The organism is Achromobacter sp. SIMBA_011 (assembly GCF_046535435.1).
Taxonomy (GTDB): Bacteria; Pseudomonadota; Gammaproteobacteria; order Burkholderiales; family Burkholderiaceae_B; genus Achromobacter; species Achromobacter dolens.
This window is the reverse complement of record NZ_JAWRWN010000012.1, coordinates 59,393-73,519: the sequence shown is the minus strand read 5'-3', so window position 1 is coordinate 73,519 and position 14,127 is coordinate 59,393. Positions and strand designations below refer to the sequence as shown.

The following is a 14,127-nucleotide window of genomic DNA, read 5'->3' as shown; positions in this document are numbered from 1 at the left end:
GCGAGCCGCTTACGATTTCTGGCCGGTGGCCGGGGCCTGCTGCGCCGGCTTGGCGGGGTCCGCGGGCTTGGCCGCGGGAGCGCCCGCCGCGGGATCCGCCGGCTTGGCGCCAGGCTGTGCCGGCGGCTGGCCGCCCGCGGCGGGCGCGCCGCCCCCCGCCTTGTCCTTGTTCCAGGGGCTGGCCTGCACCGGGGCGCCGGGACGGATCTTCTGGAAGCCTTCGACCACGACCACGTCGCCGGCCTTCAGGCCGCTGGTGACGATCCAGTTGTTCTTGATGGCGCCGCCGGTGGTGACGGGCAACTGTTCGATCTTGTTGTCCTTGACCAGCATCAGGCTCTGCGAACCGTCGGCCGTGCGCTGCAGCGCCTGCTGCGGCACCAGCAGGGCCTGGTCGTCCACGCCCTGCTCCAGGCGCACGCGCACGTACATGCCGGGCAACAGGATGCCGTCGGGGTTGGGCACCTCGGCGCGCAGGTTGACCTGGCCGGTGCTGGGATCGACCGTGATGCCGGTGAAGAGCAGCTTGCCCGGCTTGTCGTATTCGGACCCGTCTTCCAGCACCACGGTGGCGCGGGCGGCATCCTTGCCGACCTGCTGCAGCTTGCCGCTGGCGAAGGCGCGACGCAGCGCGGCCAGGTCGGCGGTGGACTGGGTGAAGTCAACGTAGATCGGGTCGAGCTGCTGCACGGTGGCCATCTGCGTGGCGGAGGTGGCCTCGACCAGCGCGCCCTCGGTCACCAGCGGCTTGCCGATGCGGCCCGTGATCGGCGAGGTGACATCGGTGTAGCCGAGGTTGATGGACGCGTTGTCCTGCGCCGCCTTGGCGGCGGCCACGGTGGCATCGGCCTGGCGGTAGGCCGCCACGGCATTGTCGTATTCCTGCTTGCTGACGGCGTTGGCCTTGACCAGCGGCGCGTAGCGGTCGGCCAGCAGCTTGGCGCTGAACAGGTTGGCCTGCGCCTGCTTGAGCTGCGCGGTCGCCTGATCGTAGGCGGCCTTGTAGGGCGCCGGATCGATCTTGAACAGCAACTGGTTTTCCTTGACGTCGCCCCCCTGCTCGAAGGCGATCTTCTGGACGATGCCGGTGACCCGCGAGCGGATCTGGGCGTCGCGCACCGCGTCGACGCGGCCGGGCAGTTCGGAGACGATGGGTGTGCGTTGCGGCTGCACCGTGATGACGCTGACCTGCGGCATGCCGGGGTTCATCTGCGGCTTTTCACCGCAACCCGCCAACAACAGCGCGAGGACGCCGCCGGAAAAAGCCAGACTTGATACACGTTTAGGCGAAAACCGCATTGAAACCCCCGCGAAGTTAACCGCGTCAAGCGACCGCAACAATGTAACGGCGTTAGCTGAGCGCCGTGTCCGGTTGCCGAAGGACGGCCGCGGGCTTGCGCGGCCGTGTCCGACCGCCGTATTTGACCGCAATATGTGATTGCGATCAAAACAAAATCCCGCGCTCCGCCACTGACACGTGAATAGCCCGTTAATGTAACTCAGTTATTGGGGAAATCACTGATTTTCACGACGGCGCGCGACATGGGAAGCGGCGAAAAACAAACGGATCCGGGGGGAATCCGCCCGCCGCGATCAGACGTCGGCAACCTCTTGCAGGTTGCCCAGGAAAACATAGCCCACGCCATGCACCGTATGCAACGGCAGGCGCCCGCCAGCCTCGCGCACCTTGCGCCGCAGGCGGCAGATCGCCACATTCAGGGCGCGCAGGTTGGTGCTCTGGCGCGGCAGCATCAATTCCTCGCGCAGCAAGGCGAGTTCCTCGCGCAACAGTTCCTTGCGCGGGTTGCGCAGCAGGCACTGGAAGCAGGCCCGCTCGACCTCGGTCAGGTCCAGCCGCGTGCCTTGCGGGGTCAGCAAGGTCCAGCCGTGGTACAGCAGGCTCCACCAGCCGTCGAGCCGCACCGGGAAGGGGCCGTCGGCCGGTTCGGCCGCGGCGGCCGGCGGCGGGGCCGGCGTGGCGGCGCCCGGAACCGCAGGCGCGGACTGCGGGCCGCGGACAGGGGGAACGGGGAAAGCGATAGTCATGTTGGCGTCTCCAGCGGGCGCGGGCGCGGCGCGGAAGACGGCGGCCCGGACCCGGAACAAGGTTTCAAGTCTTGCCGAAAGACTACCGTTGCTGACGCCGTTGTGCGGCGAAGTTTCCCTGGAATCAGACGGATCCCAGACCGCCGCGCGGAACCTCAGGAGGTGTGCTTGCCATTGCGGTGGATGTCGTGGGCCACGAAGCAACTGTCCTGCGTCGGGCGCGCCAGGATACCCGGCTTGGCCAGCGTCTGGCGGATGTCGGCCAGGCCCGACTCCCAGTGCTCGCGCATGGCCTCGGTGCCGAACTCATAGTCCTTGGAGAAGCGCTCGCGGTGCTTGGACTCGTAGATCAGGTTGATGATGTTGGTGGCCGGGGTCTTGGCCAGGCGGCGGATCTCGGCCAGCTCGGGCGCGCCCCGCTCTTTTTCGGGCAGGCGCTCCAGCAGTTGCTGCAGGCCATGGCGCAGCTTGAGCACGCGGCGTAGCTGGTCGGTGACCATGCGGGTCCGGCTGGAGTACTGGATGTCCTTCTGGCGCTCGGCCACTTCCTCGAGCGTGGTCGGCAGCCCGCCGCGCGCGGGCCACAGGTCGACCTGGAAGGCCAGCGTGTCGCGCATCGTGTCGCTGGTCAGGACCTGCGCCAGCGGCGTGTTGGACACCACGCCCCCGTCCCAGTAGTGCTCGCCGTCGATCTCCACTGACGGGAAGCCGGGCGGCAAGGCGCCGGAGGCCATGATGTGCTCGGGCCGCAGGGTGTCCTTGAGGCTGTCGAAATAGGCGAAATTGCCACTGCGCACATTGACCACGCCAAAGCTGGCGCGCACCGCGCCGGAATTGAGCAGATCGAAATCCACGTACTCGCGCAACGTCGCCGCCAGCGGCGTGGTGTCGTAGAAGCTGGTGGACGCCGCGCCCTTGCCGTGCACCCAGTAAGGCGGCGGAAAGCGCGGCTTGAAAAAGCCCGGCTGCCCCGAGAACAGCGCCTGGAAGGCCGACAACTGGCCATTCATGGCGGGCGAGCCGAAGCCGAATGGAATGCCCTCGAACATGCCGGCCAGCGTATCGCCCCAGGGGACCGAGGCGAACCCCGCCGGCCGGCAGATGCTTTCCCAGAACCCGCGCAGCCGTTCGATGCGCTCGTCCTCGCGCGAACCGGCAATGATCGCCGCGTTGATCGAACCGATCGAGATGCCGGAGATCCAGTTCGGGCGGATGCCGGCCTCGTGCAGGCCCTGGTACACCCCCGCCTGGTACGAGCCGAGGGCGCCGCCGCCCTGCAGCACCAGGGCGACGGTGTCATAGGACGGCGTGGCGCCGGTATCGGTAGACGAGGATTTGCGGCGGGTGCTCATGCGGGGTTCCTTTGGATGACGCTACGGTTTGCGCTTGTCCGGCCGCTGCGGCGCGGCGACGCCGGCGCGGAACGGATACTGGGCGAAGACCTGGGCCACGGCCTTCTCTATGCTCTGCGGCGAGGTCGCGGCCTCGGGATCGCGGACTTCGCCGACTGCGACGCCCTCCCACACCAACTGTTTGCGGCGCGGGTCGACCAGGTCGATGTTGAGGGTGCCCTCGGTGTATTGGTAGACGGTGTCGCCCCAGCCGTAGCCGGGCCAGCCGCCGTAGAAGCCGGCGCGATAGCCGTAGTACGGCCCCATCGGCGGAGGCGGCGGCGCCTGGGTCACCTCGGTCTTCTGCTGCAGTTTGCCGTTGAAATTGACCAGAAGGTCGGGATTGGCGGCGTCGTAGACATAACCGCGCATTTCCATCTGGCCACGGGTCGCGTCCTTGAGGCGTTCGGTCAGCAGGGTGCTGTAGCCGGCCTTGTCGGTGCCCAGCGGCGACATGTAGCCGAAGGTCCGGTAGCGCGAGAAATCCGCCTGATGGTCGTAATCGCTTTTGATGGTGGGGCCGGAAGCGCAGGCCGCCAGTAGTGTCACCATGGAACCCGATGCCAGCATTTTCAGCGCTTTCATGTCGATCTCCAAGAAGCGGGGCCGCGAGCCGGCCCCCGATGTCAACACACCTCAACACATCCTGAGCGCACTCATAGTGCCGCGAAGCGGATAAAGTTTCAACAGCATCTCATTCTCATCCGATCCCTCCCGAATGCCGGCGGCGTGGGCTCCATTACACTCGCGGTACTTTCATCACGCTGACCACACCCGATACCGATGTTGGAACTCGACGGCTCGATTTGGTTTCGTTCCGGCGCCCAGAACTGGGGCGGCAAGAACCGCATAGACCTGCTGGCGCAGATCGACGCCACCGGCTCGATCACGGCCGCCGCGCGCGCGGTCGGCATGAGCTACAAGGGCGCCTGGGACGCCATCGACGCCATGAACAACCTGGCGGGCGAACCGCTGGTGTTGCGGGCGGCCGGCGGCAAGGGCGGCGGCGGCACGCGCCTGACCGACCGGGCGCGCGGCCTGATCGCGACGTTCCGGGTGCTGGAAGCCGAGCACCGCAAATTCATGGAAAACCTGGCGCGCGCCGGCCTGGATGCCAGCGGCGACATCGACCTGATGAGACGCTTCATGCTGAAAACCAGCGCACGCAACAAACTCATGGGCACCGTGATGGAGGTCCGCACGGGCGCCGTCAACGACGAAGTCCTGCTGCGCATCGCCGGCGGCCAGGTCATCACGGCCACCATCACCCGCGAGAGCACCCAGGAACTCGAACTGGCGCCCGGCAAGGAAGCGCTGGCGCTGGTCAAGGCCTCGTCGGTGATCGTCGGCGCGCCCGGCGCCGGCCTGCGGCTGTCGGCCCGCAACCAATTGCCAGGCACCGTGACGGCGGTGCGCGCCGGCGCGGTCAACAGCGAGATCCTGATCGAACTGGAAGGCGGCGCCACGCTGGCGGCCATCGTCACCAACGAAAGCGCGCAGGACCTGGGACTGGGCGAAGGCGCGGGCGCGGTCGCCGTGTTCAAGGCCTCGAGCGTGATCCTGGGCGTGCTGGACTGACTTCGCTCCGTTGCGGCCAGGCGCTTGCCGCCACCGCGGTCGGCCCCGGGCGGCCGCGGCGCTTACAGGCAGCGGCATTCACGCTTTGAATGCCGCCCTGCCCGTCACACGCCCACGTCCTCGTCGCGGCGACGCACCTTGCCGTCGCGGACCTCGAAGACCTCGTCGGCCAGCGCCTCGACGTCGGCCGGATCGTGCGTGATCAGCAGCATCGGCACGTCCAACTGGCGTTGCAGCGCGCTCAGCTCCTGGCGCATCTTGCCGCGCAACTGCGAGTCCAGCGCCGAGAACGGCTCGTCCAGCAGCAGGATTTCCGGCTTGACCATCAGCGCGCGCGCCAGCGCCACGCGCTGCTTCTGTCCTCCCGAGATCTCGTGCGGATAGCTGCCCACGATGGCGCCCAGTTCAAAGGCGTCGACCCAGCGCCGCGCCTCGGCCGACACGGCCCGCCGCGGCGGATTGAGCCAGCCTCGGCGCGAGCCGAAGGCGATGTTCTGCGCCACCGTCAGATGCGGGAACAATGCGTAGTCCTGGAACAGATAGGCCACGCGGCGGGCCTGCGGCGCGACGCTCAGGCGCGCCTCGGAATCGAACAGCACCCGTCCGTTGATCTCGATGCGGCCGGCGTCCGGCCGCAGCAGGCCGGCCACCGCCCGCAGCGTCAGGCTCTTGCCGGCGCCCGACGGGCCGAACAGCGCGATGCGCCTGGACTTGGAGGAGAACGCCACGTCCAGGGAAAAGTGGCGGTCGCCCGACACCATGTCCTTGCGGATGCGCAGGTCGACGCTCATCGCCCGCCTCCGCGACGGCTGGAGCGGATCGGCACCAGCTTGCCGGCCGCCAGCAGCACGACCACGCAGGTGATGGAGGTCACCAGCACCAGGAAATTGGCGGTGGCGTCATCGCCCGCCTGCACCGCCTCGTAGATGGCGACTGACAGCGTCTGGGTGCGGCCGGGCAGGTTGCCGGCAATCATCAGGGTGGCGCCAAACTCGCCCAGCGCGCGGGCAAAGGCCAGCAGCACGCCGGCCACGATGCCGCGCGCCGCCAGCGGCAAGGTCACGCGAAAGAACACGCCGGCCTCGCGCACGCCCAGCACGCGGGCCGCGCTTTCCAGTTGAGGATCGACGTCTTCGAAGGCGGCGCGGGCCGACTTGAACACCAGCGGAAAGGCCACCACCGACGCGGCGATGACCGCGCCCTGCCAGGTGAACACCAGTTCAATGCCCAGCGCCGCCAGCTTCTCGCCCAGCACGCCGCGCCGTCCCAGTAGCACCAGCAGGTAATAACCCAGCACCGTGGGCGGCAGCACCAGCGGCAGGGTCAGGACGGCATCCAGCAGGTCGCGGCCCGGCCAGCGCCAGCGCGACAGGCCATAGGCGGCCGCGGTGCCAGCCACGGCGGCCAGCAGCGTTGCCCAACCCGCCACTTTCAGGGTAAGCAACAGGGGCACCCATACCGGATCACTCATCACAGACCGCGTTGGCTACCGCCCGCGCCCTCAAGGCTTCTGGAAGCCGTAGCGTGACAGGATTTCCTGCCCGGCGGGCGACATCACGTAGGCCACGAAGCGCTTGGCTTCATGGGCGGCGGCATCACGCGCCGTCACGGCGATGGGATAGGTGACCGGCGTCTGCGACGGCACGCGCACCGCCACCTTGACCTTGTCCGGCATGATTGCCGCGTCGGTGGCGAACACGAAGCCCGCGTCCACTTCGCCGCGCGACACGTAATCCAGGCTCTGGCGCACGTTCTGCGCCAGCACGCTCTTGGCCTGCACCGCGTCCCACAGGCCGGCGGCCTGCAGCGCGCCCTGCGTGTAGCGGCCCACCGGCACCGAGGCCGGGTTGCCGTAGGCGATGCGCTTGATGTCGTCGCGCGTCAGGTCCTTGAGCGCGGTGATGTTGGCCTTGCTGTCCGTCGGCACGATCAGCACGATCTGATTGGCGGCGAAATCCACCCGCGACTCGGGCTTGACGGCCTTTTCCTCGACCGCCTTGTCCATCGCCTTCTGGTCGGCGGACGCGAACACGTCGGCGGGCGCGCCCTTGACGATCTGCTGCAGCAGCACGTCGGAAGCGCCGAAGTTCAGGATGACCTTGGTGCCGGCATGCTCCTTCTCGTACGCATGCGCCACGTCCTTGAACGCGTTGGTCAGGCTGGCGGCGGCGGACACGACCAGGTCGCCAGCGTGGGCGCTGGGGCCCCAGGCGGCGGCCAGGACCAGCGACAGCGCCAGGACCGGGTGTTTGCGGAACATGCATCTCTCCTCGGACAAGATCAATCTCGGTATCGAAATATATATAGGTATATAACGCTCGTCAATTTGTGCCCGGGGCCGACTTGCGCCCGATCAACGAAGGGAGGAAATCGGCCTGGAGCCCGCTCAGCCGCGGTCGACCGTGGTGACGCGCACCGTGTCGGGGGCCAGCGCGGCCCGCAGCCGCTCGAGCGCCAGTTCGGGCCGGGCGGCCCCGCACATGAAGATGTCCAGCGCCGCGAACCGGTGCTCGGGCCAGGAATGCACGCTGATGTGCGATTCGCTCAGCATGACCACGCCCGTCACGCCCGCGCCTTCTCCAAAATGGTGGAAGTGCGCGCCCAGCACGCGCGCGCCGGCGGCCTCGGCGGCCCCCAGCAGCTCACGCTCGAGCGCCTGGGCGTCGGCCAGCAGGCCGGCGTCCACGCCACGGAAGTCGGCCAGGATGTGGCGGCCGGGCGTCGCGTGCGGCGTCACTTGTGCGATCCGCCCGACGACCAGCCCGAGCTGCCCGACGATCCGCCGCCCCAACTGCTGCTGCTGCCGCCGCTGCCACCGCTGGTGAAGCGGGCGCCGGGCGAGCTGGCGCCGGTGGCTGCGATGACCACGATCAGGGCGTAGATGGCGTAGAAGAACTTGCCCATGCCTCAGTCGTCCTTTGCCGACATCTTGTCCGCGAGGCTGGCCGGCAGCCACAGGAAGGCCAGGCCGATCAGGATCGGCAGGATGCGGCCGCTGAAGATGTTGCCCATGTTGAGGAATCCCATGGCGATGGTGGCGAACCAGGCCCATTTGCGATAACCGCCCGGCGAGGCCGAGCGCGGCATCGCCTTCTGCCTGGCCAGTTCGGGATTGTCGAACCACTGGGCCAGTTGCGCCGGCGCCACCGGCGCGGCGGCCGACCAGCCCACCTCGGCCGGCCCCTGTTCGCGGGTGAGCTTGAGGTTGCCGGCCTTGTAGTCGGTGATCTTGGTGCTGTCGCCGACCCTGACGCGCCAGTTGAAGGCGCCCAGCGCCAGGTCGACGCGCGAGGTGTAGTCGTACAGCTTCTGGTACAGCTTGGAGCGCCAGCGCACGCTGGTGGCGTTGTTGTAGCTGGGCCAGGTATCGCAGACCTGCACGCGCTCCCAGCCCTCGTCCGTCTCCACCAGCCAGATGAAGCCCTTGGCCGGGTTGAACAACAGGTATTCGATCCAGTCCGAGGGCTCCTCGGGGTCCGGGTCGGCGCATTTCATCAGGCCGATCAGGGTGTAGGCGACGCCATCGATCCTGGCGGTGGCGCCCAGCGCCAGCGTGGTCTTGATGGCCTTGACCTTGCGCGCCTTCTCGATGACTTCGGCGGTCTCGCCGGCGCAGTCGACCGTGGCCGCGCACGACGGGCACACCACCTGCGTCGCCATGGCGGCGACGAAGCTGATCGGCGCGCCGCAGTTGGGGCAGTCCAGCGCCTTGATCTGGCCGCGGAAGCGCCCGGCGGTTTCCTCGACCTGTTCGTTCGAACGCAGCGTCGCCGCCTGCATGCCCGCCAGGTCGAAGGCCTTGCCGATGTAGAGCTCGGGTTCGGGACCGTCGGAAAAGTCCAGCGTCAGGAACGCATCCAGGCTGCGGAAATCGGCCACCTTGGCTTCCCAGCCATCGCCCGGCACGAACGGCAGTTCCCCCTGCGCGCCGCCAGCGCGGCAGCGCCGCACGTCGGAAGCCGTGAAACGCTGGCCATCCAGTTTCATGTCGTCGCCGGGCGCGATGTCGGCGAAGGCAGGCAGGCCCTGCACGGTCTTGGCCTTGCGGCGGCGGGTAATGGCGTATTGGCCGGAGGCGTCCGACAGCCAGCCGTCCGAGCCGTCTTCGAACCACAGGTACCACTCGTTCCAGAAGCCGTCCTCGTAGCGCAACTGGATGCGGCCGATCAGGTCGAAGCGCTTGCCTTCGAACTGGCCGGCGGCGCCCAGGCACAGCGGCGAATAGTCTTCCAGGACATCGGCGGTCTCGCCGATGCGCTTGACCGACTCGGCGTCCTTGAGCAGCGTGCTGCGGCAGGCGCCGCAGACCGCCATGACCGATGCCGTGGAAGTGAACTTGACGGGTGCTCCGCACTGCGGACACAGGACCTGCTGCATGGGCGGGCGGCGTTCAGCTAGTGAGTTTCTTCAGGACCTCGGCCTTGGCCGCGTCGTAGTCGGCCGGCGTGATCAGGCCCTTGTCGAGCAGATCCTTGAGCTGCTGCAGGCGCTGCACCGGGTCGGCGCCCGAAGCGGCCGCCGCCTGGGCGCCCGCCGCCGGTTGCCCCGCGGCCACGCCCAGTCCGGCCGCCATGGTCTGGCCCAGCGCCGCGCCGGCCGCCAGGCCCGCGCCGATGCCGGCGATGCCGCCTTCGTTCTGCGCCGCCAGCGGGATCGAGGTGGCGGTCTGGTACTGGGTGAACTTGCCCAGGTCGCCCGCCATGCCCATCGAGATCCGCGTGTCCAGCGCCTTTTGCAGTTCTTCCGGCAGCGACACGTTCTCGACCGTGAAGTTGTCGAGCTTGACGCCATAGCGCTCGAACACCGGGCCGAGCTGCTCGCCGATGCTCTGCGACATCAGGCCCTGGTTGCCGGCGATGTCCAGGAACGGCACCTTGGAGCCGCCCAGCGCGGTGGTCATGGCCGCGACCACCATGTTGCGCAACTGCGCTTCCAGGTCATCGACGGTGTAGACGTCGCGCGTGCCGCTGATCTCGCGGTAGAACTTGGCCGGATCGGTGATCTGGTACGAATACACGCCGAAGGCGCGCAGCCGCACCATGCCGAATTCGCTGTCGCGCAGCGTCACCGGCTGCGCCGTGCCCCAGCGCCGGCCCAGTTGCAGGCGGGTGCTGAAGAAGATCACGTCCGACTTGAAGGGCGACTCGAACAGCTTGTCCCAGTTCTTCAGGTACGTCAGCACCGGCAGCGTCTGGGTGGTCAGCTTGTACATGCCGGGGCCGAACACGTCGGCCACCTTGCCTTCGTTGACGAACACCGCCATCTGCGACTCGCGCACGGTCAGGCTGGCGCCGTACTGGATTTCGAAATCCTGCATCGGATGACGCCAGGCCAGCACGCCGTCGCCGTCCTCGTTCCATTGCAGGATGTCGATGAACTGTTTGCGGATAAATGAACCGAGACTCATGGCTAGTTCTCCTGTGTCAGAGATGGGTCGACGCGCGCGGCCGCTCAGGTCAGGCAGGCGGCGTTGACCACGCCGGCGGCCAGCGAGATCGATCCGATCAGGCCGCCCATGGCAATGTTGTTTTCCTCGATGGCCTCGTGCAAGCCCTGGATGGCGCGCGACACGACGGCATAGACGACCAGTTGCACCACCATGGCGGCCACGCCCCAGACCAGGAACATGACGAAGCTCGCATGGATGGCGATGCTGGAGCAGAGCGTGAACGAAAAACCGACCAGCGCGCCGCTGTATGAGAGCACCGCGGCAATGTTGCCCTGGCGGATCAGTTCGAATTCCTTGTAGCGCGTCACCGTGGTGTAGACCGCGGTGAAAATGCCCAGCATGACCAGCGCCGAAACAATGTAGATCAGATAGGTCACCGCCGGATGCATCGCTTCTCCCATAATCGCCCCTCCAGGCCCTGATTGCGCGCAGTATATACGCCGCCTTCGATATACTGCGAACGCATTTTTCGAGTCGGAACCCTCATGCGCGACCGCGTCCTCATCCTGTCGGTATTGATCGTCGCTTCCTGCGGCCTGGGCTACGAGCTCATCAGCAGCGCGCTGGCCAGCTATTTGCTGGGCGATTCCATCCTCCAGTTCTCGTCCGTCATCGGCTGCTATCTGTTCGCGATGGGCATCGGATCGTGGTTGTCAAAATATGTAAGAGACGACGACGTTTTGAATCGATTCATCGACGTCGAACTGGCCGTCGCCTTGTTGGGCGGGGTTTCCGCCGCGGTGCTGTTCCTGGTGTTCGCCTGGCTGTCGGCGCCGTTTCGCGCGGCGCTGTACGCGGGCGTCTTCATCATCGGACTGATGGTCGGCATGGAGATCCCGCTCGTGATGCGCGTCTTCAACCAGCGCAAAGCCGAGTTCCGCGAGATCGTCAGCCGCGTGCTGACTTTCGATTATCTCGGCGCGCTGGCCGTGTCGCTGATCTTTCCGCTGCTGCTGGCGCCCAAGCTGGGCCTGCTGCGCACCAGTTTCCTGTTCGGCATGCTCAACGCCGGCGTGGCGCTGTGGACCACCTGGCTGTTCCGCGGCGAGATCCGGCGCCCTGCTGAACGCGCCATACGCGGCGGCGTGGTGCTGGGGCTGCTGGCGCTGGGCTTCCTGTTTTCCGGCCAGATGACGGCCTGGGCCGAGAAGGGCCTGTACGGCGACGACGTGGTGCACGCCGAGACCACGCCCTACCAGCGCCTGATCGTGACGCGCTGGCACGACGACCTGCGGCTGTACATCAACGGCAACCTGCAATTCTCGTCACGCGACGAACACCGCTACCACGAGTCGTTGGTGATCCCTGGCCTGCAGGCCCTGCCCTGGGCCCGCAACGTGCTGGTGCTGGGCGGCGGCGACGGTCTGGCGGTGCGCGAAATCCTCAAATTCAAGCACGTTGAGCACGTCACGCTGGTGGACCTGGACCCGGCCATGACCGGCCTGTTCTCGCGCTCCGAGCCGCTGACCAAGCTGAACCAGGGCTCGCTGACCGATCCGCGCGTCACCGTCATCAACGACGACGCCGGCCGCTGGCTCGAAAGCCACGCCGAGGTCTACGACTTCATCGTGGTGGACTTTCCGGATCCGTCCAACTTCGGCCTGGGCCGGCTGTACTCGGTGCCGGTCTACCACCTGATGGCGCGGCACCTGGCCGAGAACGGCTACATGGTGATCCAGTCGACCTCGCCCTACTTCGCGCCGCGCTCGTTCTGGAGCGTGGACGCCACGATCAAGGAAGCCGGCCTGAACACCTGGCCGTACCACGCCTACGTGCCGTCGTTCGGCGACTGGGGCTTCATCCTGGCCGGCAAGCGCCGCGACTATACGCCGCCGGACGCCGTCACCGTGCCCACCCGCTACCTCGACCCCGCCACCCTGCGCGAGCTGTTCCACTTTCCCGCCGACATGCCGGCGCTGGCCATGCCACCGAACCGCCTGAACGAACAATCGCTCGTGCGGTACTTCGACGAGGACTGGCGCAAGGTCATCCGCTGATGCGGCGCCGCACCTTCCTGCTGGGCGTCGCCACCGCCGCCGCCGCCGGCACGGCGGGCTACTACCGTTCGCGCGTGGTCGAGACCACGCCCGAGGTGCGCTACCCGGGCATGCAGGCCGGCCATGCGCTGCGCGATGGCGCGGCGCTGCCGCCATCGTCCGGCGCCCGGCGCTGCCAGGTGGCGATCCTGGGGTCCGGCGTGGCCGGCCTGTCGTGCGCCTGGAAGCTGGCGCGCGAAGGCTTCACCGATTTCGTCGTGGTCCAGGGCCCCGAGTACGGTGGCAATGCCGCCGCCGGCGCCCGCGACGGGCTCGACTACCCGCTCGGCGCGCACTACCTGCCGCTGCCGTCGATGCAGTCCACCCACGTGCGCGAGATGCTGGCCGATTTCGGCATCGCCGAGCGCGACGCCTTCGGCGAGCGGCCCTATTACGACGAGGCCATCCTGGCGCACTCGCCGCAGGAACGGCTGCTGCGCGACGGCCGCTGGGAAGACGGTCTCTTGCCGATGCACGGGCTGCCCGAGGCCGATATCGAACAGCACCGCAAGTTCCTGGCGCTGGTGGACCGGCTGCACGGCGCGATCGGCAACGACGGCCGCAAGGTCTTCTGTATTCCCATCGTGCTGTCCTCGCGCGACCCGGCCTGGCGGGCGCTGGACGCGCTCACATTCAAGCAGTGGCTGGACCGCGAAGGCTACACCTCCCCCGCCCTGCACTGGTACCTGAACTACTGCTGCCGCGACGACTACGGCGCGCCCTACGACCGGGTCTCGGCCTGGGCCGGGCTGCACTACTTCGCCAGCCGCGGCGGCCATGCCGCCAACGCCGCCGAGGGCGCGGTGCTGACCTGGCCCGGCGGCCTGGCGCCGCTGGTGCAACGGCTGCGCAACGCCATCAGCGCCCGTCTCGGCCATGAGGGCTGGCTGCTGCCCGGCACCGCCGCGCGGTTGCAGGAAAGCGCGGCCGGCCCGCGCATCGATTGCCTGGCGCCGGGGCCCGCCGCCCGCGTCTTTACGCTGCAAGCGCAACGCGCGGTCTGCGCCATGCCGCTGTTCGTGGCCCAGCGCCTGCTGCCCGACATCCGCGCCTACGGCTACGATCCGGCCACGCACGCGTCGCCGCACGCGCCCTGGCTGGTGTCGAACTTCGTCATGGACGGCTATCCGCGCGAAGCGCCGGGCGAGCCGCTGTCGTGGGACAACGTGGTCTACCAGGGCCAGGCCCTGGGCTACGTGGTCTCGACCCACCAATTGCTGCGCGTGGCGCGTTCGCCGCGCACGGTGTTCACTGCCTATCACGCCCTCAGCAACCGGACGCCGCAGGCCGCGCGGCAATGGCTCGCCGACGCCCGCCCCGAGGCGCTGCGCGACGAGGCCGCCGCCGATCTGGTCGCCGCCTATGGCGACGAGTTCTGGCGTCGCGCCCGGCAGTTGGAGATCACGGTGCGAGGCCATGCCATGGCCTCGCCCTACTGCGGCTATCTATCGAACGCCGGCCTGGCGGCGTTGCGCGAGGTGGACGGCCCGGTGCTGTTCGCCCATGCCGACCTGTCCGGCTATTCGGTGTTCGAAGAAGCCGCGTGGTGGGGCGTGGCGGCGGCCGGCCGCATCCTGGGGCAACGGCCGCCCGCCTGACCGGCGCCGGCACACCCGCCTGGCGGCCG

15 protein-coding genes are annotated in these 14,127 nt (G+C 68.0%); 3 read left to right on the top strand and 12 right to left on the bottom strand.

Features of this window, described 5'->3' with window-relative positions; all coding sequences use genetic code 11:
* Nucleotides 1-9: 9 nt before the first annotated feature.
* The 4 genes from SB816_RS27785 to SB816_RS27770 all read right to left on the bottom strand — a co-directional run bounded on the left by SB816_RS27785 (nt 10) and on the right by SB816_RS27770 (nt 4,022).
* Nucleotides 10-1,299 carry an efflux RND transporter periplasmic adaptor subunit gene (locus SB816_RS27785; RefSeq protein ID WP_054503227.1) on the bottom strand — a complete coding sequence of 430 codons (1,290 nt, stop codon included), beginning with the start codon at nt 1,297-1,299 and terminating at the stop codon, nt 10-12.
* Nucleotides 1,300-1,593: 294 nt separating this feature from the next.
* Nucleotides 1,594-2,046, bottom strand: coding sequence for a helix-turn-helix domain-containing protein (locus SB816_RS27780; RefSeq protein WP_054503228.1), 453 nt, complete (start codon nt 2,044-2,046; stop codon nt 1,594-1,596).
* A 155-nt stretch (nt 2,047-2,201) separates the two neighbouring features.
* Nucleotides 2,202-3,398 carry a DUF3734 domain-containing protein gene (locus SB816_RS27775; RefSeq protein ID WP_064523494.1) on the bottom strand — a complete coding sequence of 399 codons (1,197 nt, stop codon included), beginning with the start codon at nt 3,396-3,398 and terminating at the stop codon, nt 2,202-2,204.
* Nucleotides 3,399-3,419: 21 nt separating this feature from the next.
* Entirely contained in the window at nt 3,420-4,022 is a 603-nt protein-coding gene (locus SB816_RS27770; RefSeq protein WP_081273389.1) for a DUF4136 domain-containing protein, read from the bottom strand.
* 198 nt (nt 4,023-4,220) lie between these two features.
* Here SB816_RS27770 and SB816_RS27765 point away from each other — a divergent pair, with 198 nt between their 5' ends.
* Nucleotides 4,221-5,015 carry a TOBE domain-containing protein gene (locus SB816_RS27765; protein WP_054503230.1) on the top strand — a complete coding sequence of 265 codons (795 nt, stop codon included), beginning with the start codon at nt 4,221-4,223 and terminating at the stop codon, nt 5,013-5,015.
* A 104-nt stretch (nt 5,016-5,119) separates the two neighbouring features.
* Here SB816_RS27765 and SB816_RS27760 read toward each other — a convergent pair whose 3' ends face one another.
* From SB816_RS27760 to SB816_RS27725, 8 genes are all read right to left on the bottom strand, one after another.
* The gene (locus tag SB816_RS27760; RefSeq protein ID WP_269873499.1) at nt 5,120-5,806 is read right to left on the bottom strand and encodes a sulfate/molybdate ABC transporter ATP-binding protein; all 687 of its coding nucleotides are present in this window, start codon (nt 5,804-5,806) and stop codon (nt 5,120-5,122) included.
* Nucleotides 5,803-6,486, bottom strand: coding sequence for a molybdate ABC transporter permease subunit (gene modB, locus SB816_RS27755; RefSeq protein WP_064523489.1), 684 nt, complete (start codon nt 6,484-6,486; stop codon nt 5,803-5,805). The genes SB816_RS27760 and modB overlap by 4 nt, the downstream gene beginning before the upstream one ends.
* Before the next feature lie 30 nt (nt 6,487-6,516).
* Nucleotides 6,517-7,275, bottom strand: coding sequence for a molybdate ABC transporter substrate-binding protein (modA, locus tag SB816_RS27750; RefSeq protein ID WP_410547820.1), 759 nt, complete (start codon nt 7,273-7,275; stop codon nt 6,517-6,519).
* A 126-nt stretch (nt 7,276-7,401) separates the two neighbouring features.
* Nucleotides 7,402-7,752, bottom strand: coding sequence for an adenosylmethionine decarboxylase (speD, locus tag SB816_RS27745; RefSeq protein WP_049072743.1), 351 nt, complete (start codon nt 7,750-7,752; stop codon nt 7,402-7,404).
* The gene (locus SB816_RS27740; protein ID WP_162876642.1) at nt 7,749-7,919 is read right to left on the bottom strand and encodes a hypothetical protein; all 171 of its coding nucleotides are present in this window, start codon (nt 7,917-7,919) and stop codon (nt 7,749-7,751) included. The genes speD and SB816_RS27740 overlap by 4 nt, the downstream gene beginning before the upstream one ends.
* A 3-nt stretch (nt 7,920-7,922) precedes the next feature.
* The gene (locus SB816_RS27735; protein ID WP_410547819.1) at nt 7,923-9,392 is read right to left on the bottom strand and encodes a DUF4178 domain-containing protein; all 1,470 of its coding nucleotides are present in this window, start codon (nt 9,390-9,392) and stop codon (nt 7,923-7,925) included.
* Between the two features lie 13 nt (nt 9,393-9,405).
* Nucleotides 9,406-10,422 carry an SPFH domain-containing protein gene (locus SB816_RS27730; protein ID WP_410547818.1) on the bottom strand — a complete coding sequence of 339 codons (1,017 nt, stop codon included), beginning with the start codon at nt 10,420-10,422 and terminating at the stop codon, nt 9,406-9,408.
* 44 nt (nt 10,423-10,466) lie between these two features.
* A complete protein-coding gene (locus SB816_RS27725; RefSeq protein ID WP_049072739.1) occupies nt 10,467-10,853 on the bottom strand; it encodes a DUF350 domain-containing protein in 387 nt (128 codons plus the stop codon).
* A gap of 96 nt (nt 10,854-10,949) precedes the next feature.
* Between SB816_RS27725 and SB816_RS27720 the strand changes: the two genes are divergently transcribed.
* Both SB816_RS27720 and SB816_RS27715 read left to right on the top strand, forming a co-directional pair.
* Nucleotides 10,950-12,461, top strand: a complete 1,512-nt coding sequence (locus SB816_RS27720) for a polyamine aminopropyltransferase (protein ID WP_410547817.1) — start codon at nt 10,950-10,952, stop codon at nt 12,459-12,461.
* Nucleotides 12,461-14,098 carry an NAD(P)-binding protein gene (locus tag SB816_RS27715; RefSeq protein WP_410547816.1) on the top strand — a complete coding sequence of 546 codons (1,638 nt, stop codon included), beginning with the start codon at nt 12,461-12,463 and terminating at the stop codon, nt 14,096-14,098. Before SB816_RS27720 ends, SB816_RS27715 begins: the two co-directional genes overlap by 1 nt.
* Nucleotides 14,099-14,127 lie beyond the last annotated feature (29 nt).